This is a genomic window from Chitinophagaceae bacterium (assembly GCA_016713085.1).
Lineage (GTDB): Bacteria > Bacteroidota > Bacteroidia > Chitinophagales > Chitinophagaceae > Lacibacter.
Map to the genome: position 1 here is coordinate 116,781 of JADJPV010000001.1, position 21,036 is coordinate 137,816.

Below are 21,036 nucleotides of genomic sequence, written 5' to 3' on the forward strand. Positions count from 1 at the left end.
TCAATTAGATTTTATACATCCACTCATGCACATCAGCTTCTTTTCCTTCCCTGATGGCAGTGAGTCTGCGTTTTACTTCTGGTGAAATTGTCCATTTGTCTGTATCAAATAACATGGACAATTCTTTGTAACGTAATTCTTTGATCATAGAAATAGTTGCAGCAGTGCCTGTACCAAACACTTCTTTTAATTCACCGCTTTTATACGCTTCAACCACTTCATCAATACTGATATGCCTTTCCTCAACTTTCAATCCCATTTCCTGTAAAATTACCATTACACTGTTGCGTGTTACGCCGGCAAGAATGGTTCCTTCACCAAGATCAGGAGTAATGGCTGTGTTGCCAATAATTACAAATCCATTCATCATACCAAACTCCTGCAGGTATTTATGTTCAATCGCATCTGTCCACAATACCTGGTCGTATCCTTTTTTCTTTGCTTCATTTGTTGGGTACATAGATGACCCGTAGTTGCCCGCTGCTTTTGCATAACCAACACCGCCGGGTACTGCACGAACATAATGTTCTTCTACATAAATCTTCATTGGTACAGCATAGTATGGGCCAGTTGGACAAAGGATGATCATAAACTTATACTTATCGCTTGGTTTTACACCAATTACATCATCATTTGCAAACATGAAAGGGCGGATGTACAAAGAATGATCATGCTTAACAGGAATCCACTCTTTATCAAGTGCAATCAGCTGACGCATACCTTCAATAAAAATTTCTGCAGGAACCTGGGGCATCTGCATGCGTTCTGCAGAAATATTAAAGCGTTTGAAATTATCATACGGACGAAAGATAAATGCATTACCATTTTCATGGCGGAATGCTTTGATTCCTTCAAAAATGCTCTGGCCATAATGGATGGCAGCATTGGCAGGAGAAATGCTTATAGGTGCATAGGGTTTAATCTCAACATTTTTCCATTCACCATCTTCATAATCAGCAACCAGCATGTGATCAGTAAAGTTTTTTCCAAAAGGAACATTACCCAGATCAAGGCTGCCCAGTTTACTCGTTTCAGATTTTGTAACTAAAATATCCATAGCGGCGATCATAACTCGTTATTTTTGACAAAGAAACGAAAAAACAATCTAAGCTCAGCTCCATTGATCAATCGTATGGGATTTGAAACTATTCAACTTACCGGTCAGCAAATCGAAGAATTGTATTCTTCTCACCTCGTTATAACCGAAAAAACGGAGAACCCAAAGCCTGAAAAAACAGCAAAACCGGCGGGAACAGGAATTACAGGTAAGAATAAAAAGCAATTTGTGTGGGTGGTTAACGAGGCTGCCTATCCTTTTTTAAGCGATGAAGATTTCCAGTTTTTGAGCGAAGTGATAAGCGCTTGCAAAATGAATATGGATGATATTGCCCTGGTGAATATTGCCCAAAACAATCTGGACTTTGAACAGACAATTGCTGAGCTTCAGCCAAAAATCCTGATCGTTTCATTTTTGGATCGAAATTGGATTCTGGGAAATAAAGAAGCCTATACACTGCAGCAGGAAGAGACTTATCAGCTTTACATTACAGAAGAACTACAGGTTATCAGGAACGATAAAGTAAAAAAATCAAAACTCTGGCTGGCTTTAAAGCAAATGCTGGGCCTTTAATAGAACTATGAAAGAACTAATATTCGCAAGCGGCAATAAACATAAAGCTGAAGAAATTGAAGCAGCACTGCCGCCAAATTTTCTCATCATTATCATGAAAGAGGCAGGAATTACAGAAGATATTCCCGAGCCTTATCCTACATTGGAAGAAAATTCAAAGCATAAAGCAGAGTTTCTTTTCAACCGGCTGAAAAAGGATTGTTTTTCGGAAGATACCGGGCTGGAAGTGGAATCTTTGAACGGAGAACCAGGCGTTAAGAGTGCCCGCTATGCAGGTGAAGACAGGAGTTTTGAAAAGAACATTGAAAAGCTGCTGATCAACCTGCAAGGAAATACAAACAGAAAAGCCAGATTCAGAACAGTATTTACATTGATTCTGAATGGTGAACAATACCAGTTTGAAGGTTTATGTCCCGGTGTAATTACAGAAAAAAGCTCCGGAAGCGGTGGTTTTGGATATGACCCTGTATTTTTACCCGAAGGTGGGTTTAAAACTTTTGGCGAAATGAGCATGGAAGAAAAAAGCCAGTTCAGCCACAGGAAAAAAGCCCTCGACAAAATGATCCGGTTCCTTGAAAGCAGGTAAAACGATTTGTTGATGTAAAGCAACCAAATGACTACAGAAACCGACTTAATTAAGGGATGCATTGAAGGTGACAGGCGTATGCAGAAAGAATTGTACGACCGGTTCTCACCCAAAATGTATGCTGTTTGCCTCCGCTACATGGGAAATGCTGATGATGCCCAGGATATTCTACAGGAAGGATTTATTAAAATTTATAAAAATCTCGAACGGTTCAGAGGTGATGGTTCTTTTGAGGGATGGGTTCGGCGCATTTTTGTGAATACAGCTATTGAACAGATCCGAAAAAAGAAAATGGATGTTTCGCTTACTGAAAAAGAAGAAACCATCGAATACAAATCGGTTTCTGCTGTTGATACGATTAATGAAAAGGATTTGCTGAAAATAGTCAGTGGCTTATCGCCCGGTTATCGAAGTGTTTTTAATATGTATGTGGTGGAAGGATTCAGTCATAAAGAAATTGGCGAACTGCTTGGCATCAGCGAAGGAACCAGTAAATCGCAATTAGCCAGGGCCAGAATGATTTTACAGGACAGAATAAAGCGTATTTAAATTAATGAACGATAATCATCTTCAACAACTGCTTCTGCAAACAGAAGTTGCCCCGCCCCTACAGGCATGGGAGATGATTGCTGTTGCTTTAGATGAACTGGAAGAAGACAAACCTTTGCAGCAAAAAATTCTTTTAGCCGAAACAGAAGTACCTGCTTTTAACTGGAACATCATTGAACAGAAGTTAGATGATGTATATTATACAGAGCAGTTAGAATCAGCTACAGCTGAAGTTCCTCTTACTGCCTGGGAAAATATTACTACAAAGCTTGATGAAGAAGCTGATCAGCGAATAGCCGACAAACTCATTGCTGCAACAGAAACTCCACCTGCAACAGTTTGGAATGCCATTGAACAAAAGCTGAATGAAGAACAAACGGAGAAAATCATTCCTTTTACAAAAAAACTATCTCCTGCTTACCGTTTTGCAGCTGCAGCAATTATCACTGGAATACTGGCTTGGGGAGCATACAGGTTGTTGAATTCAAATGAACCTGTTGCTGAAATTGCAGCAGTGAGCCAGCCTGTTCTTACAGAAGAAAAAAAGATAGTTCCTCCTGCTGAAATAAAAACAGAAGAACCGGTTGAAACAATTATTCCTGTCAGCTCATCAAGGGCAACTGTTAAGAAAAGAATTAAAGAAGCTCTTACTGTAAATAACACACTTGCTTATTTAGAACCCGTGAATCATGATGCAGGCACTTCAATATCAGGTGATGCTCATCATAAAAATATCAGACCTGTTGCTGAAATCAACAGTTTTTCTGAAGGGCAATATCTCATTGTACTAAATGAAGAAGGAAACCTGATCAGGGTTTCAAAAAAACTCAGCAACCTGCAATGTGCAATAGATGGTTCAGGAAATCCGGTTGATGCTGCCGCAGCCCTGCAAAGCAAAAACTGTGATGAGCAGATCAAAATATGGCAGCAGAAAATTGCTGCGTCCACTGCAATTTCTCCTTCTGCAGGCTATATTGATCTTGCCGAACTTCTCATGGCAACTGAGAAATAAAACATCTTCCCCTCTTTCTTATTTCCCTTTGTAAATTGAGTGCATTCAATTCAATGTATTATGTCACGTATTAAAATTGAGCTGCCCGATTCTTTTTCTTTTACTGCTGTTATCCCAATCCGCATAACTGATATTAATTACGGAAATCATGTTGGGAACGATGCGGTGTTATCGATTATTCATGAAGCAAGAATGCAGTTTCTTTCAAAACATGGTTACACTGAATTAAATCTTGAAGATGTGGGATTAATTATGACAAATGTGGGAATTGAATTCAAAAAGGAAATGTTTTATGGTGATACAATTGAAATAAAAATTGCTGCGACCGATTTCACAGCTGTTGGATTTGATTTGTATTACCTGCTTGAAAAACAAAAGATACTAACAGGCTAACTGTTGCCATTGCCAAAACAGGCATGCTTTGTTATGATTATGCCCGTAAAAAATTACGGCTGTACCTGCAACAGTAAAAGAAAAACTGATGAGTAAGTAATGCTAATTAAAATCGGGCAGAATACTCCAGTATACAAACACAACCCTTCTTCTTTCATCATCTTCCCGGTAATCTTTTATTTTAGGATTGGGGAAGTCTTCACCCCTGCCCTGTGGCAGGTAATCTACTTTAAGGTTTTTGTATGTTTCAATGCCGGAAGTTTTTTGAGCTACAATTCTCTGCAGCACTTCTGTTACAGATTTTGATCTCAGTCTTGATAATTCCTTATTCAGTTGCGGACCGGATGCAGTTTCAACACCTATGCTTAAACGTAAAGTACTGTCTAATGGCGTTCCCTGGGCTATCTGCTGCCCATCTGCATAACCAAGTACAATGAAGGTACCATTCAGCTTCTTATTGGGAAACTGGGCTGCAAATGCCAGCATATCGTCAGCTACTTTTTTAAATGGATCGGAAGCAGATGGGTTAGCAACCATATCAATGATGAACTCTCCGGGACCAAATACACTGGCCGTATTTAACTGAGTAAATGTATTGGTTGAAAGCAGGTTATCAATGAGCGAAAGATTATCAAGATTTGTTTTCACTTCTTCTGTCATTCGCTGTACTCTTTGTGTAAGTGTATCAACAGAACGGTGCCGAATCCTTCTCGACAAAATGATGGAATCTTCCTGTATATGTTTCAGCAGGACCAGTTTTACTGAATCGCTGTAACGTTGTATAAATGTGTTCGACTGCTCGTCCAGCTGTTTATTTTCATACTTCACATTTCTTGCACTGTCAATTTTCTCAACAGTACGTAAAGCTTCTTTGCCGGAAAGAATATTCCGTTTCATTTCACTTTTCAAATCCTTAATCTTATTTGCTGTTGCACAGGAAAAAAGAAACAGGATGGAAATAACCAATGGAAAATGAACGATTGAAAACTGACTCTTCATGTTAATCTGTTTATGGCTTTTGTTGATGAACGGCATTGATTATATGACTTTCGATTTATAACAATCTTACCGTGATTACATATTCTTTATTTCATTTAACAGGCTTATTGCATATTCGCTCCCCAGCAGAACCAGCTCATTGTACTTTTTCACTGCATCGGGTTTATTCTTTTGCTTCACATAGCATAAACCAAGATAATAGACAGTTGTTTCAAATTTCGGCTTCAACTGATCAGCTCTTGTGAGCTGTTCAATTGCTTCAGTATAACGGCCAAGAGAGAAAAAAGTAAAGCCAATCTCTGAATAAGAGATGTAATTCTGCTTTTCAAATGAAATTGCTTTCTGTAAATAAGGTATTGCTTTATCAAACGAACCAAGATCATTGTAACACCAGCCGATCCAGTAATACACTTTTACAGCTGATGAATCATACTCAATCGATTTCAGATAATCGGCTAAAGCAGCATTGGTATTTTCCTTTGCATCTTTATATAAATCTGCTCTTGCAATATATACACGTGCAAAAGATGGATTAAGAATAATTACTTTATTATAATCGTCCATTGCTTCATTGGCTAATCCTGCTTGTGATTTTGCAAATCCATCTTCATAAATAATCCGGTAATCATTGGGCAATAATTGCCTGCACTTTGCCAGAACCGGAAGGGCCAGTTTGGATTGCTGTGTTTCATTATAACACCAGCCAAGTTCATACATTGCTTCAGCAAATGAAGGCTTCAGGTCAATGGCATTTTTGAGCAGATCAATCGCTTCATTGCATTTATTATCCTTTTTCAACAGTAATGCTTTTCTGTACAGTTCATCGGCCCGGTCGGTTTGTGCAAAAACGGGGACGGTATAACAGAAAACAAGTAGAAATATGATCAGTTTAGCCTGCATGTGATTTTGAGTTCCGGAAGTGAAAATAAGTCAAACCGAACCTATTTTTCAGCTAAAAAATTAACTGTTCCAGATTTTCCAGCTTTCTTCAGCCTGTATTTGAAGCATCTCCGATCCGTTGATGATTACAGCTCCGTATAATTCAGCCTGTTGAAGAAAAGCCGTTTTAGCAGGGTTATAAATCAGATCGTAACACAGATACTGACTGTTGAGATTTTTATACGGTAATGACGGCTTCTGGCTGATATTTGGTTGCATGCCAAGAGGGGTAGTATTTACAATAACCTGGTACTGCTGAATTAACTCATCTAACTAAGTCATAAGTGAGACGTCCTTCCTTTGCTTGCCTGGAAACAAAAGTATATTCAATACCTAATTTGCCGAAAACCCATGCCACAGCTTTTGATGCTCCGCCGGTACCAAGAATCAATGCTTTTCGATGATGAGGTTTCAGCAACGGCAGGATCGTTTGTTCGAACCCGGTAACATCTGTATTAAAACCGTATAAATGCCCATCCTGAACCCTGATGCAGTTACAGGCACCGATTTCCTTTACAGCGGCTGATACTTCGTTCAAAAATGGCAGAACAGCTTCTTTGTAAGGTATGGTAACGTTCATACAATTCAGATCAGGAACAGTTTTTAATAATGCAGGGAATTCATCAATTGACTTGATAGGATAAAGCTCATAGTTGCAGTCTGCTATGCCTTCATCAATAAATTTTTGGCTGAAATAATTTTTGGAAAAAGAATGGGATAACGGGTATCCTATCAAACCAAATTGCCTCATTGTTTCGTTTGTTTATCAAGGAACAGGTGAAAGGTATCTCCTCTCAATCCAATACGCATTGATTCAAGCGGAATTACTTCATTCGGTGCAATATTTCCAAGATTCACATTATGATCGATCAATTCAATAAAATACAATTGCTGTGCTTTTTGAGGCGCTTCCCATAAAATTTTTTCTGCCGGTATCTGTGTAAGAATTTCCTGCACCAGGCCTTCTCTTACTTCTCCAGTACCACGGTAAATACCAACATTGCCGGCTTCTCTTGCTTCTGCAATTACATAGCTTGAACCGGCTTCCAGTTCAGCTTTCATCAATTCAATCCATTTATATGGAGGGATGATATGTGCTGCGTCTTTACTTCCCACTTCGCTTAATACTGTAAAATGTTTTACCAGCTTTTCTATATAGCCGCATTTTTCAGCATGGGGAATTTCAATAGAGCCATCGCTTACTTCTACATGCTTCACACCATAATCTTTACAGATGCGGATATAATCTTCAAACTGGTTACGAATGAGAAAAGCTTCAAATAAAGTACCTCCAAAATAAACCGGAACATTATGCTGTGCATATACTTCCAGTTTTTCCCTGAGTACAGGTGTAACGAACGATGTTCCAAAACCAAGCTTTACAATATCAACATGCGGGCCGGCAACACTTATGAAATTTTTCACCTCCTCAACACTAAGACCTTTGTCCATTACCATTGTTAAACCATAACTGCGGGGCTGCTTTGTTCTTTCGGGGATTTGTGTAAGAGTAAAGTTCATTTTATATTTATTTTAAACAGTCGCAAAAATAGGAAAGCAGGGGCAACCCGCAAGTATGATTTATATCACTTTACTCATGGCGGTTACAGGCTGACTGTTCAGTTAAATTGAGCGGGAACGTTTATAGCGTGCAATTAAATCAACAACCTGCGGATGCTGCAATATTTTTGGCTGAAGCTCGATCAGTTTTTTGATCTGCTTTGGTGCTGCAGCCATGGCCTGTTCAAGTTGATTGATGGCCTGTTTTGTTTTACCTGTCGCAAAGAATATGGCAGCTCTGTAAAACATGAATACGGGCTTGCCGTTGGTTGCTTCATAAGCTTCACAGGCATATTCATCTGCATTGTCAAGCAAATCTGCTTTGAGCATGCATTCAAGCATAGCACTCCAGCCTTTTACATTTTTTGGGCGTGACTTGATGACATTGGCATAATGTTCAATGGCTGGTTTATACTGCCCCAATTCCACCAATGCCATTCCCATTGCCAGGTTATAATCGGGCTGCAAACGGTTTATCTTCAGCGCCTGCTGCAATTGCTTTACCGCACTTTCATATTGATGCTCGTTAATGTAGGTACAGGCTATTTTATAAAACAATTTCCCATCCTGGGGGTTCATATGCGATGCTTTTCTGTAATGGAACCTCGCCTGCGCATATTGACCCATCCTGTCGTAACAATAGCCTATGGCTTCGTGAATCACCTCCTCTGGCCTGCTCAGCTCAAGTACCTTCTCCAGCATTTCAATTGCATCCTTATACTTCCGTAAGCGGATATAAGCATCCCCTATGTTTCTGTAAGCATAATCGAACTTTTCATCGATGGCGATGCAATACATGTACGCATCAATTGATTTTTCATACAGCTTCAGCCCCTGGTAAGCTGCGCCGAGATTAAACCATGCCAACTCACTGTAAGGATAATCGTTGATAATATTCAGGTGCAGACGGATGGATTCCTCATTCCGGCCTGTAAAATCGGTCCAGAAGCAGATTTTATATAAAGCCTCTTCGTTCGTAGGATCTTCTTCCAGAATCAGTTTCAGGCAATCAAACACTTTTTCAAATTCCTCGTAATCATCGTACACATCGGCCAGTTCAAACAGCAGCTCCAGCCGCTCATCGCCTGAAAAAAGCTCAAGTGCTTCCTGCAAGAGTTCAACCGCTTTTTCCTGCTGATCGAGGGCCAGATAGGCATCTGTTTTAAGAATAAAGAGGTTAATATCGTTACTGTCGAGCAACTCAGCCTGCTCCAGAATTTCCAAAGCTGGCTTATATTGACGGGTGGCGAGGAGAATATCAGCCTTTTTAATGAGTAAAGCTGATGAATAGGGGTAAATCTCAATTCCAAGCTCTGCGGCCTGCATAGCCTGAACCATATCTTCCTTATCATCAAAATAATCGATAAGTTTTTCAAAGGCTTCTTCTTCGAGGAATGACTGCGAACGTCCGTTTTTTAAGTTTTCAAACAAACGAAGTAATTCTCTGATTTCTTCTCTGTCTTGACGGAAAGGATTTTGCTTCATTTAATTGTGGGTTATCCTAAGTTAACCCGTTTTAAAGAAAAAATACAATAGCTGTGTAACATTTAGTTATCAACAGACGTTAATATATATGTAAAAATATGACGGACGGCTGGTCATTATCACAATTATATTCCTAAATTTGTCACAACATGCAGACCAAGACTTCAAATAATTTCAAAGTTTTGAGAAACAGTTTACTCTTAGTAAGTTGTTTTGCAATGTTCTATTCCGCCTCTTCTGCTACATTTTCTTCAGGCGGAGATAAGAAAAAGGATAGTAAATCAGTTATCACTAAGCTGAATCTCAAAAACAACCCGCTGAGTTTTAATAACGGCTACCGTTTCAGAAGCGGATTAAGTTTTTCAAACAGCAGTTCAAACAAACTTGTACTAAGTGGCAATACAGTACGTTATCAAAAAGGAAATAATATTTACGTTTTACCGGTGAAACAGAAAGTTGTCTTCAGTAAATTTAAAACTCCACAGAAAGAAATTAAATAAAATGAAAACCCTCCAAATGGAGGGTTTCTTATTTTGATTAGTTTTTTGCTCTTGACTTCTTTACTTCTTCATAAGTCATTTCCCTGTAACCGCTTTTCGGTACATCGTATAAAGCAGCTGCAACAGGATCGAAGCTGATCTGATCGGCTATATAAGTTACTTTCATTTTACCCAATTCTGATTCATACTCTAATGGGAAACCGGGAAGGTTCTTAAACTGTATACCGTAATCCTTGTTCTGAAATGAGAGTTCCGCAGTGTAATACACTTTAAAGGTTGAACCATCTTTCATTTTTGCAATCGCCAGTTTACAATTATATCCAAGGATCTTCTTTTGTATCAGGCAACAATTCAAACTGAATACCCATATACTTGCTGTTACGATCCTCATAATTCTCTTTCGTCATCTTAATGAGAATTTTCTGATCACCATATTCATTCATCACCACCGCATTTCCCGCTCTTGAATCATGCAGGGTAACTGTTTTACCTAATATGCTCGTAAGCTCAGTACGGGTGTTTACTCCTTTGAACCAGATCTTTTGAGTAGCTCCATCCAGCAGATCAGCAGCTTTTGCTTCATTGTTTCCCGTATTCACTGCAATATTGTAAGACACTACTCCTTCGTTGTAAGCCTGCTGTGCATTCAACTGACTTATTGAAATGGTAAGTGCTGTCATTAATCCTATCGTTCTGATCGTTTTCATTTTTTTGTAGTTATTCTATACAGGCTAAAGATATAAAAATAGTGTGCCAAGTTGCATATTGAATTCACAAAAAAACCCGACGCTTCGGTCGGGGTTGATATAGATTTTGTTAAGATTACTTTTTGCCTGGTCCTTTCTTCTGCATATCCTGCAGTTTCTGGTTGCTTTGCTGCACCTGTTCCAGCTTTTCCTGCCATTTCGATTTGGTGACAGGCTTCTTTTTATTCTCCTGCATTTTTGCATGAATCTTTGCATCATCAATGATGAACTTCTGAATTACCAGCTGCAAAAGAAGTGTTACTACGTTTGAAACAGTGTAATACCAGGTTAAGGCTGATGGAAGGCTGTTAAAGATAAACAGCATCATTACCGGGAAGAAATAGATCATGTACTTCATCACAGGATTATCCTGCGTTGGAGTCATCTGCATATTATACGCAGAAATTAAGAAACTGGTGATAGTTGCAGTGATGGTAAACAAACTCACATGATCGCCAAAAAAGGGGAATCTTGAAAGGAAGATGTGCAATTGAATCATAGGCCGACAGATCCTTTGCCCATAAAAAGCTTTCACCACGTAATTCAATATTGGCGTTAAAGAAACTGTACAATGCAAAGAAGATGGGAATCTGCAATACTGCCGGGATACAACCACCTAACGGATTAACACCTGCCTGCTTAAACAGTTTCATCTGATCCATGCTCATTGCCTGCTGATCGCCGCCATGTTTTTTCTTCAGCTCTTCTATTTCAGGTTTCAGCACTTTCATTTTTGCACCGCTGAGATAACTTGAATAAGTAAGCGGGGAAATAATAAGACGGATAAAGAATGTAAGCAGGAGAATTACAATACCGATGCTGGCAACATACTTATGAATAAAATCAAACACAGGCATTACCACATAACGGTTGATATATTTTACAAAAGCAAAAATGCCATAGCCGAGTTGCACATGACTTTCAAGCTTGTTGCCATTTGCTTTCAGAATATGAAAATCATTTGGGCCAAAGTATAATTGCAGAGGAATTTTAGCTTCAGAAACTCCTGCATTATTAAAGCGGAGAACACTTTTCACATCCATTACTTTCTGCAATGAATCTTCTTCTTCAGCAGGTACCGTCCAGTTTGATTCAACAAAAGAAAAACTTGTTCCTGCAATTAAAGTGGTATTGAAGAATTGTTGCTTCATACCCAGCCATTTCGTTTTATCACCTAATTTTTTGCTGTCGCCTTTACCTGCAGCACCTGCAGCTGTAAAATCATAACTGCCATCTTCCAGGTAAGCAATATTGCTTTGCCCCTTCTCGTATTTTAAATCTTTCTCCTGTTGATGAGTAGTGATATCCCAGTTGATATTCAAAATCCCCTGGGTTAATAATTTATCTGCGCCGATCATTTTAATGTTCCAGCCAATCAAGTAATCATTATTCTTAATGTTGAACTCATGCACAACCGACCGACCGGATGAATCAGCTATTGTGAAATTAATCGTTTGCCCATCAGCAGTTTTTACAACCTGACCTGCTGTAAAATTCAATTGTGAAGTAAGTGCCGATTGATTGCCGGTCATAATGGAATAAATCAGTTTGTGATCCTTCCCACCCAGCACAACCTGTTTTCCGTCATAGCGCTTGTAATTTTTCAGCTCAATTGATTTAGGATAGCCACCTTTGCTGGTAAAGCTTACTTTCATTACCTCGTTTTCAACAACAGTCATTTGCTCAGCACCTGTTGCTGCACTCTGGAAACCTCCGGCTGCCTATGCCTGATTTGCTGCTTCTCTTTTTACAGCTTCCTCTTTCAGTGCGGTTGTATCAACTAATTTCTTCTTGGCTGCTTCCACTTTTGCAATTGAATCAGCAGTTCTTTGTTTCTCTTTTTCCAAATCCCCCGCCTGGCGCTGGGTAAAATAGATATAACCAAACAGCAGAGCCATCATCGCCACAAAACCAATAATCGTATTCCGGTCGAAGTTCATGTTTTAAAAATTGAGCGGCAAAGGTAGGTATTCGCAGCAAACAGTGGCTAGCCGATGGTCATTCGTATTGCACATTTAATTTACTGCTCACTACAGACTTACGGCTATTGGCTATCGGCTCCTTACTACCGGCTTAAGACTTATTTACCAATTCCTTTACAATAATTACTTTTACAGCTTCGTTTTCATTTCGCTGTTTTAACCACGTTCGCTGTTCCGGCCTTAACCAAGCCAAATTTTTAAACCATTTACACATGAATCAACAGGCTACGCCCATGTATGCCAGGGAAGCGTATACTCCTTCGCAAACAGACGAACTGCTTTGGTGGCTGGCAACAGCCGAAAAAGAACTGATTAAAGACTGCGTGGTTGACAGGAACCGTTACCGCATTGTCGGCATGACGGTTTTAGCCACCTGGTTATTTGCCACCCTTGCATGGACCTATTTCTTTTCAACCGTTATTGACAATGTGTTTCTGTTTGTGGGCAGTGGGATTTTTATGGGCTTTGTGATCTTAACCATCGACAGGGCTTTGATCAAAGGTATCAACCAATTCAACAAACGAAAATTCACCCCTCTCCTGTTTCGTGGATTGCTGGCATTAACCATCGGTACGTTTATGGCGCAACCTGCTATTCTTTACATGTTTGATAAGGAAATAAAAATGCAGGTATCGCTGGATAATGAAAAACGAAAACTTACCAAGCGAACAGAGCTGGATATTCTTTATAAAAACCGGAAGGACGAATTGCTGAAAGAAAAAGCAACCATTCAAAAAGATCTTGCGGCAAAGTATGCAGATGTTTCAACTGCACGTGAAAAATTTATTGCTGAAACTGATGGTAGCGGCGGAAGCGGTAAAGTTGGCATCAAAGACATTGCACTGGCAAAACGAAATGAATACCAGAAACTGGATGAAGAATACAAAGGATTACAAAATCAGAACAAAGATCGCATCACAGCAATTGATGAAGAACTGGGGCAAATGGAAAATACCATTAAAAAACAGGAAGCTGATTTCCTCAACTATCTCAACAATGGTTTCTTAACAAGGATTGAAGCATTGAACAACCTGCTGAAAGATAATGGCGCTTTACAGTTCCGTTATTATCTCATCTTAATTATCCTGATGCTGATTGAACTGATGCCGGTAATTGCAAAAACAATTTTACCGGTTGGTGTGTACGATGAAAAAGTAAAGCAGCGTGAATCGCTTGAAAAGATCATGGCTGAAGAAAGTGCCGACTATGAAAAAGAAATGAAACGGCTTTACAACAAATTAGCGATGCAGCAGGATACTGAAACGATGGAAGAATTTTTCAGGATGCAGAAAGATGAACAGAAAGCCAAGCTTACTCATTTTGGAAAAGAATGGAAACGCAATGATGAAAATGTACAGGGCTTCTGGGAAAAGATCAAGCAGCAGATGATTGGGAGACCTGAGAATTAAATACAGTTTGCAGTTGATAGTTTGTAGTTTCCCGACAATACGAGTTGTTGAATTTTATCAACCAACTTTCACTTTCAAGTAACTACAAACCACAAGTGTTTCATAAAACTGTTTTTGATTTTTTGTTAAAATATTATCTTGTAAACTTTACATCAAACCTTCCTTCGGTTATTTTTATGGTATCATTATTTGAATTGACTGCGTTAAACCAAAACGTACCACTGGCTATCTGATTATTTAAATCAAAGCGTTTAAAATGAATACTACCTTGTATTGAACTATTAGTATAATAGCCTGTGTTTTGAGTTCCGCAAGGCACATTAATTATAAAATACTGGCCATTTCCATTACCTCTTTTTTCCAAAGTCAAAGGGTAACTAAATCCTTCCTGAACAATCATACTATCTAATCTGATACCGACACTTTTCACTTCACAGTTATTACCCTTTCGTCCTGCATTTAAACCAAAAAAATATCCGTCAGAAGTGCCATTATAGATATATTGATAAACGCAATTAAGCGAACCGCCACTTAACTGCAATCCTCCCGGAATAAATGTTTGCCCATTAATTAAACAACCAAACGTATTAGCTCCAGTTTGCGTTTCAGGCGGCAGTTTATCCAGTTCAGAGAGTTTGTTTTTTTTACAGCCACTGCCTAAGGTTGTGGCAATAATGAACAGCCAGACAAAAAGTAAAAGATGTTTCATATATAAAAAATAACGATAGCCAAGTTGAACAATTATTTTAATTCTAATAATGACAGCAATCAGGCTTGTGCATATTTGCAGGTATAATTAACAAAAATTAAAGGCGTATTGTTGAAAGCAGGCTGTTGGCTGATGCTGTAATTCACGAAAAATGTGATCCAGCTCCGCCCTTACCGGATCAGTTTGGACAAATACTTTGCAGGTCAGTAATACAGCGATTGCTAATATTCTGAAGATGTGTTTCATGTTTTTAGGCTTTTAAAGAAAGTTAAAAGGAAAATTAATTCCCGTAGAAAACCTATGAGAGTTGTGAAATACTTTCAAAAATGTTTGACTGATAAATAAAAAGTGAAGACTGATCGGTCTCCACTTTTATTTTTTACTTCTGCCTTTTTACTTACTTAAATCATTTCACTTTCCAGCAACGGGTTCTTAACCGAATGCTGTTTCTCGGAATACTCCTTAGCTGCTTTAATAAAATGCACAAACAATGGAGCCGGGCTTTCAACTGTACTCTTCAACTCAGGATGATACTGTACTCCTATAAAGAATGGATGCTTTGAATTTTCAATGATCTCCACCAATCCTGTTTCCAGGGTTTTTACCGCTTGGAATCATTCCGGCCTGCTCAAATGATTCAAGGTATTTATTGTTAAATTCATAACGGTGACGGTGACGTTCATTTATATGCAGACTATCGTAAATCGTCTGTGCCAGAGTACCTTCTTTAATATCGCAGGGATAAGAACCCAAACGCATGGTTCCTCCTTTGGTGGTAATCTGCTTCTGTTCTTCCATCATGTCAATCACCGCATCAGGAGTTTCAGGATTCATTTCAACAGAATGTGCATTTGCTAATCCCAGTACATTTCTGGCAAATTCAACACAGGCCATCTGCATACCCAAACAAATGCCAAAGAAAGGCATCCCGTTTTCTCTTGCATATTTAATGGCAGTAATTTTTCCTTCAATACCACGGTTACCAAAACCCGGAGCAACCAGTAAACCATCCAGTCCGGAAAGTTTTTCAGATACATTCTGATCAGTAATAAACTCACTGTGTACATTCACCACATTCACTTTGCATTCATTCATCGCACCACCATGAATAAAACTTTCGAGGATAGATTTATAGGCATCCTGCAATTCAATATACTTTCCAATCAGGCCAATATTTACCTGGCTCTTGGGATATTTTAATTTATCTAAGAACTTCTTCCAGTTTTCTAAATCCGGCTCAGGGAAACCGGTAATATTCAGTTTTTTCAAACAGATAACATCCAGTTTTTCTTTGAGCATGAACAGCGGCACTTCATAAATCGTATTTGCATCACTTGCTTCAATTACCGCTTCCTGTTTTACATTACAGAACAATGCAATCTTTCTGCGGATCTCTGTACTTAAAGGACGTTCGGTACGGCAAACAATAATATCGGGGTGTACACCTTCCTGGCTCAGTAAACGAACACTGTGCTGGGTTGGTTTTGTTTTTAATTCTTTGGCTGCTTTTAAATAAGGGATCAGCGTTAAATGAACAACCAGGCAATCTTCTTCAGGCAATTCCCACTGAATCTGTCTTACAGCTTCAATAAACGGTAATGATTCAATATCACCAACGGTTCCGCCGATTTCAGTAATCACAATATCATATCTCGTGTCTTTGCCCAGCAATAACATACGGCGTTTAATCTCGTCCGTAATGTGCGGTACAACCTGCACGGTTTTACCGAGATAAGCACCTTCTCTTTCTTTATTGATAACGGTTTGATAAATACGGCCGGTAGTAACGTTATTGGCCTGTGTGGTATGAATATTTAAAAAACGTTCGTAGTGACCAAGATCCAAATCAGTTTCAGCACCATCATCTGTTACAAAACATTCACCATGTTCATAAGGATTTAAGGTACCGGGATCAACGTTAATATAGGGATCGAATTTCTGAATGGTTACTTTAAAACCACGGGCCTGTAACAATTTTGCCAGTGAGGCTGCAATAATACCTTTACCCAACGATGACGTAACGCCACCGGTTACAAAAATGAACTTGGCCATAAAAATTAATTTTCAGTTTAAGCGGACCTGCCTGATGTAAAATGGAAATAAAAAACTGTGGAGGTCATGCAAACCTACGTGGAATTTTTTATTTGAAAAAACCCATCTGCACTGCTGTGGAAAATATGCGGAAAGAATAAACTGCAGGAACAGGTGATGTTAAGCTTTTTCAGTTAGGTTCTGCCCCTTTTCTGCTGAATTGAAGATTATAAGATGCAATAAAAAAGGCACTGAACTGCTTTGTTACCGGTTGATCCCCTTTAAAAAACAAGGCATAAGGCGATTGCAAATAATTTGCTTCTGCACGGAGCAGAAGGTTTTTTACCGGCTGCCAGTCGAGGTTAACTGATGCATGATTCACATCAAACTTGTAATCACTGTTACCCGGTAATGAAAAAAGCAGGTTGTTTTTGTCTATCATTCGTTCATAGCGCAGCGTTGCACTCCATTTATCCGGTTTTATCCGGTAACAGAATTGCCCTATCAGGTCATTCCACATATCTGTTTGGCTGCTGTTGGATAAGTTTTCCTGCATACCAATATCCCATCCAAGAGTTAGAGCAGCCCTATCTGTGATTGAGCAGGTTGTATATAGATTTGAATAAATACGTGTGAGATTTCTGCCGGCATAAACTTTACCGATAAAGCTGCTGCTGTTGAATGTCCATTTGGATGAAGGAGAAAACATGATTTGCATTCCCCAATGTGAACCCAGCTGGTTGGTTGGAACACTAATGGTTTGCCATCCGGTTAATGTAAGCATAGCTAAGTACCATCGCTCATTTGGACGGGCACTGATCCGTATACCGGTTTCATAATATGGTGAATTATCGGCTACGATGCTTCTTGTGGCAACCCAATTATCTTTCCCAACTGCAGACTCAAAACCGATATGTGAAGGAAGCACACCTGCATCAATCCATGCATTGTACTCATTTGAAAGTTTGTACCCTGCGCTGGCTTCATAAATATACCGTGCCCATTTTTCTTCTTTTGCAAGATTGGCTTTTGCATAATCACCAGCCATTAACCCAAGATTGGTGCGAAAGCGGCCGGATAAGTAATGGATCTTTGCAAGAGCAAGATTGATTCCTGCATTATTCGCCTTTGTATAGTTATAAAAGAAAGCAGGCCTTGTTTTGTCAGTTGGGTGATTGGGAACAGATGAGGCATAAGCTTCGGCAAACAGCTGAACAGAAATTGAGTCATTTCTGCTTTCCTGAGAATAAGCCGTTAAAAGGATACAGCTTATGAAAAGATGAAATAGGAGTACCGGTTTCATTTCAGTTTAAAATTACGAAAGAGATGCTGACATTGTTGTTTTAATTAATTTTACTAAGTGAAATAACTTATATGAAACTCGTTACCCTGACTATCTTCTTCCTCGCTATTACATTATTTGCATTCTCCCAGAAAAAAAAACAGTTATTTAATCCCGGCAAATTTGATATAAAAGAAATTGAATTAAACCCGGGTAAAAGCAAGGAGTACATTTCGCTCCCTTTCAAAAACATTTATGTATTTGACAGAAGAAATGACACATCGATAGCCGGCTTTGCTAATCTAAACAGTAAACCTGCCATCATTACATTTAAAAACGGAGCCAGGAATGCAATAGAATTCTACGCTAAAGAAATTACGCATTTGACGGATACTTCGCAGATAGAACTAATCCTGATAATCAGGAAGCTCTGGTTCAGCAACGCAATTGAAAATGATATACTTTACGAACCAAGCAAAAAAATGAAAAAAAATATTTACCGGGCATTTATGCAAGATTCGAATTTTATGTAAAGCATGACTATCAGTTTACTGCGGTTTTGCGTTATGATACAATTGCCAAAATGAAGAGCCTGAATGAATCTCATGAATCTGAAATGATAGAGTCAGTTATTAAAGAATCACTGGAAAAGTTGTCTTTGCTTAATCTGGCACAACGAATGAATTCAGGTTTAAAAAGAACATGGAATGAAATTGATTCTTTTTCACAGCAACAGCAACTTCTGCCTATTCTTGTTTCAGATGAATACAATAAAGGAATTTATCTCACATTCCAGGAATTTAAAACCAACAAACCTTCAATCAAAGAATACGAAATTCAAAAAAGGGAACTTGGGAATATATTAATTGTAAAAAACGATAAAAACGAAGAAGTCCCAATCAGGAAAATCTGGGGGTTTTGTGACGGAACAAATTTTTTCATTCAATCAAAAAATAATTACTTTCAGCTTGTTCGAAATGAAAATGCCTTTTTTACGATTGCCCCAAGGGATTACTCCGTAAAAATTGAAATTGACGAGGGTAAACTAATGGCAGCAACAGCTTTAGTAATTCTATTTCCAACTTACCCATTTTCACCCCCTTCGGGCCCTTCTTTGCAGCCATGGTTTTTACGGGAAAATAAGTTTGCACTTAAGTTAAAGCCTCTTCAGTTAGACTTAGATACAGGAAAACTTTATTAACACTTTTCTGCTTTTTGATTGACGGAAGCAATTTATATACTTTCAAAACTTGTCTTAATCCCCTTAATCAGCGAAGAACTGAAACCGCTGTGTTCCATTTCATTTAAACCGGCAATGGTACAACCTTTAGGTGTGGTTACTTTATCAATCTCCTGTTCAGGGTGAGTTCCTTTCTGAAGAAGCAATTCTGCTGCACCATTCACTGTTTGTGATGCAATAAGCGTTGCTGTTTTTGCATCAAAGCCAATTTCAATTCCTCCCTGGATGCTTGCACGGATATACCTGAGTGCAAAGGCAATACCACAGGCTCCCAGTACAGTTGATGCATCCATCAGCTTTTCTTCAATAACAACTACCTTACCCAGCTGGTTGAAAATGTCAGTAATATAATCAACCTGTTCTCCAGTTGCATTATTGGAACAGATGCAGGTCATACTTTCCTGTATGGCAATTGCTGTATTCGGCATGGCACGTACAACAGGCATTTGTTTTTCCACCCATTTCTGCATATTGGCAATCAGTACACCTGTTACCACACTCACCAGTACATGCCTGTTTGCATCCAGTTCATCCTTAATTCCTTTAATCACCTCTTCAATCTGGAATGGCTTTACAGCCAGCAATACAAGATCAGCAAAACGAACCGCTTCATTATTATCACTTGTTACAAGCACACCTTTTTCTTCAAGATGTGCAATTGTTTTGATATTCCTTTTGGTAACAATGATATGACCGGGCAATACGAATTCACTCTTGATCAATCCTTCTGCAATGGCTACGCCAAGGTTTCCTCCGCCGATGATGGCAATTTTTTTGTTCATAACTGATTGTTTGCTGAATTAAAGTTAAAGAGAGTAAAGGAATTAGCAGTAATTAACCCCGTCAGCGGTTATTGTTATTAATAATATTTATGCCCGCTGAGATAATTTTTCACATAATCACCTACACCATCTTCCAGTGAACTGAATGCATTACTGTAACCAGCCTCTTTGAGTTTGGTCATATCAGCTTCTGTAAAATACTGGTATTTATCCCTGATATCTTCGGGCATATCAATAAATTCAATCTTTGTTTCCAGGCCCAGTGCATGAAATGTTGCTGCTACGAGGTCGTGAAAGCTTCTTGCTTTACCTGTGCCTAAATTATAAATGGCAGATGATAGTTTCGAAGCCTCTGACTCACGACTCACTACTGACGACTTTCGACTGACTTCCTCCATCATCCATCCAATCACATTTACCACATCTTTTACATACACAAAATCCCGCAGCTGTTCACCATCTTTAAATCCTTCTTTATGCGAACGGAATAATTTCACTAATCCATTTTGCTGAATCTGGTTGAAGGAATGAAAAATGACACTGGCCATTCTTCCTTTATGATATTCATTCGGACCATACACATTGAAGAATTTCAAGCCTGCCCAGAATGGCGGATGATCTTCCTGGTGCAGTACCCATTTATCAAATTCGTTTTTAGAAATACCGTAAGGATTCAGTGGCTTCAGATCAAAACACAACGCATGATCATCTTTATAACCCAAAGCACCATCACCATAGGTTGCAGCTGATGAAGCATAGACCAACGGCACATTGTTGATTGTACAATAGTTCCAGATCTTCTGAGAATATTCTACGTTGAGATGCTGATGAATGGCATAATTAAATTCAGTAGTATCTGTTCTTGCACCCAGATGAATCACAAAATCAACAATGGGTTTATTTTGCGAGAGCCAGTTAAACAGCTCTTCTCTTTCTACTTTAACTGTGAATTGTTTGCTTTCTAAATTGGGCGCTTTATCATCACGGTTAAATTCATCAACAAGAATCAAATTGGTATAACCTAATTCATTTAAATATTGAACCATGCAGCTGCCGATGAATCCTGCAGCACCGGTAACAATAACAAAGCCCCCTCCGCCCCCTAAAGGGGGAACTTGTAACTCTCCGCTATTTTGAGTTTTATTCATTACAGAGATAGAAAAAGTTATACTGTTTCAAAAGCCCCTTTAGGGGTTTGGGGT

The 21,036-nt window shown here is 38.9% G+C and carries 19 protein-coding genes and 4 pseudogenes; 9 read left to right on the plus strand and 14 right to left on the minus strand.

Annotation, left to right across the window (positions count from 1 at the left end):
- Positions 1-4 precede the first annotated feature (4 nt).
- Entirely contained in the window at positions 5-1,069 is a 1,065-nt protein-coding gene (locus tag IPK31_00575) for a branched-chain amino acid aminotransferase (GenBank protein MBK8086587.1), read from the minus strand.
- 12 nt (positions 1,070-1,081) lie between these two features.
- Here IPK31_00575 and IPK31_00580 point away from each other — a divergent pair, with 12 nt between their 5' ends.
- From IPK31_00580 to IPK31_00600, 5 genes and pseudogenes are all read left to right on the plus strand, one after another.
- Positions 1,082-1,630: a hypothetical protein gene (locus tag IPK31_00580; protein MBK8086588.1), complete on the plus strand. Its 549-nt coding sequence runs from the start codon at positions 1,082-1,084 to the stop codon at positions 1,628-1,630.
- Positions 1,631-1,637: 7 nt separating this feature from the next.
- Positions 1,638-2,216 carry an RdgB/HAM1 family non-canonical purine NTP pyrophosphatase gene (gene rdgB, locus IPK31_00585; GenBank protein ID MBK8086589.1) on the plus strand — a complete coding sequence of 193 codons (579 nt, stop codon included), beginning with the start codon at positions 1,638-1,640 and terminating at the stop codon, positions 2,214-2,216.
- A gap of 78 nt (positions 2,217-2,294) precedes the next feature.
- Positions 2,295-2,765 (plus strand): RNA polymerase sigma factor, encoded by a 471-nt coding sequence (locus tag IPK31_00590; GenBank protein ID MBK8086590.1) that lies wholly within the window; start codon positions 2,295-2,297, stop codon positions 2,763-2,765.
- Between the two features lie 4 nt (positions 2,766-2,769).
- A complete protein-coding gene (locus IPK31_00595) occupies positions 2,770-3,777 on the plus strand; it encodes a hypothetical protein (GenBank protein ID MBK8086591.1) in 1,008 nt (335 codons plus the stop codon).
- A gap of 60 nt (positions 3,778-3,837) precedes the next feature.
- Positions 3,838-4,270: pseudogene (locus tag IPK31_00600) on the plus strand (thioesterase family protein).
- 2 nt (positions 4,271-4,272) lie between these two features.
- On the opposite strand, the gene IPK31_00605 reads toward IPK31_00600, so the two are convergent.
- The 5 genes and pseudogenes from IPK31_00605 to IPK31_00625 all read right to left on the minus strand — a co-directional run bounded on the left by IPK31_00605 (position 4,273) and on the right by IPK31_00625 (position 9,153).
- Positions 4,273-5,169: a hypothetical protein gene (locus tag IPK31_00605; protein ID MBK8086592.1), complete on the minus strand. Its 897-nt coding sequence runs from the start codon at positions 5,167-5,169 to the stop codon at positions 4,273-4,275.
- A 75-nt stretch (positions 5,170-5,244) separates the two neighbouring features.
- Complete coding sequence (locus IPK31_00610) at positions 5,245-6,069, minus strand: tetratricopeptide repeat protein (protein MBK8086593.1); 825 nt, start codon at positions 6,067-6,069, stop codon at positions 5,245-5,247.
- 60 nt (positions 6,070-6,129) lie between these two features.
- Positions 6,130-6,859 (minus strand): annotated as a pseudogene (locus IPK31_00615) (shikimate dehydrogenase).
- A complete protein-coding gene (locus IPK31_00620) occupies positions 6,856-7,629 on the minus strand; it encodes a phosphosulfolactate synthase (GenBank protein ID MBK8086594.1) in 774 nt (257 codons plus the stop codon). The pseudogene IPK31_00615 and the gene IPK31_00620 overlap by 4 nt, the downstream one beginning before the upstream one ends.
- Positions 7,630-7,731: 102 nt before the next feature.
- Entirely contained in the window at positions 7,732-9,153 is a 1,422-nt protein-coding gene (locus IPK31_00625) for a tetratricopeptide repeat protein (GenBank protein MBK8086595.1), read from the minus strand.
- Positions 9,154-9,371: 218 nt separating this feature from the next.
- On the opposite strand from IPK31_00625, the gene IPK31_00630 reads away from it, so the two are divergent.
- A complete protein-coding gene (locus tag IPK31_00630; protein ID MBK8086596.1) occupies positions 9,372-9,653 on the plus strand; it encodes a hypothetical protein in 282 nt (93 codons plus the stop codon).
- Between the two features lie 37 nt (positions 9,654-9,690).
- On the opposite strand, the gene IPK31_00635 is transcribed toward IPK31_00630, so the two are convergent.
- The 3 genes and pseudogenes from IPK31_00635 to yidC all read right to left on the minus strand — a co-directional run bounded on the left by IPK31_00635 (position 9,691) and on the right by yidC (position 12,339).
- Complete coding sequence (locus IPK31_00635; GenBank protein ID MBK8086597.1) at positions 9,691-9,945, minus strand: hypothetical protein; 255 nt, start codon at positions 9,943-9,945, stop codon at positions 9,691-9,693.
- A 22-nt stretch (positions 9,946-9,967) separates the two neighbouring features.
- Positions 9,968-10,360 (minus strand): hypothetical protein, encoded by a 393-nt coding sequence (locus IPK31_00640; GenBank protein ID MBK8086598.1) that lies wholly within the window; start codon positions 10,358-10,360, stop codon positions 9,968-9,970.
- A 115-nt stretch (positions 10,361-10,475) separates the two neighbouring features.
- A pseudogene (gene yidC / locus IPK31_00645) lies at positions 10,476-12,339 on the minus strand (membrane protein insertase YidC).
- Positions 12,340-12,593: 254 nt separating this feature from the next.
- Here yidC and IPK31_00650 point away from each other — a divergent pair.
- Entirely contained in the window at positions 12,594-13,790 is a 1,197-nt protein-coding gene (locus IPK31_00650; GenBank protein MBK8086599.1) for a DUF4407 domain-containing protein, read from the plus strand.
- A gap of 133 nt (positions 13,791-13,923) precedes the next feature.
- On the opposite strand, the gene IPK31_00655 is transcribed toward IPK31_00650, so the two are convergent.
- The 3 genes and pseudogenes from IPK31_00655 to IPK31_00665 all read right to left on the minus strand — a co-directional run bounded on the left by IPK31_00655 (position 13,924) and on the right by IPK31_00665 (position 17,833).
- Positions 13,924-14,499, minus strand: coding sequence for a hypothetical protein (locus IPK31_00655; protein MBK8086600.1), 576 nt, complete (start codon positions 14,497-14,499; stop codon positions 13,924-13,926).
- 401 nt (positions 14,500-14,900) lie between these two features.
- A pseudogene (locus tag IPK31_00660) lies at positions 14,901-16,551 on the minus strand (CTP synthase).
- A gap of 169 nt (positions 16,552-16,720) precedes the next feature.
- Positions 16,721-17,833: a porin gene (locus IPK31_00665; GenBank protein ID MBK8086601.1), complete on the minus strand. Its 1,113-nt coding sequence runs from the start codon at positions 17,831-17,833 to the stop codon at positions 16,721-16,723.
- A gap of 71 nt (positions 17,834-17,904) precedes the next feature.
- Here IPK31_00665 and IPK31_00670 point away from each other — a divergent pair, with 71 nt between their 5' ends.
- Positions 17,905-18,345 (plus strand): hypothetical protein, encoded by a 441-nt coding sequence (locus IPK31_00670; protein ID MBK8086602.1) that lies wholly within the window; start codon positions 17,905-17,907, stop codon positions 18,343-18,345.
- A gap of 50 nt (positions 18,346-18,395) precedes the next feature.
- On the plus strand, positions 18,396-19,013 hold the full coding sequence (locus IPK31_00675; protein MBK8086603.1) for a hypothetical protein: 618 nt from the start codon (positions 18,396-18,398) through the stop codon (positions 19,011-19,013).
- Positions 19,014-19,045: 32 nt separating this feature from the next.
- Here IPK31_00675 and proC read toward each other — a convergent pair whose 3' ends face one another.
- Entirely contained in the window at positions 19,046-19,834 is a 789-nt protein-coding gene (gene proC, locus IPK31_00680) for a pyrroline-5-carboxylate reductase (protein MBK8086604.1), read from the minus strand.
- Between the two features lie 77 nt (positions 19,835-19,911).
- Complete coding sequence (gene rfaD / locus IPK31_00685; protein ID MBK8086605.1) at positions 19,912-20,982, minus strand: ADP-glyceromanno-heptose 6-epimerase; 1,071 nt, start codon at positions 20,980-20,982, stop codon at positions 19,912-19,914.
- Between the last annotated feature and the right edge of the window lie 54 nt (positions 20,983-21,036).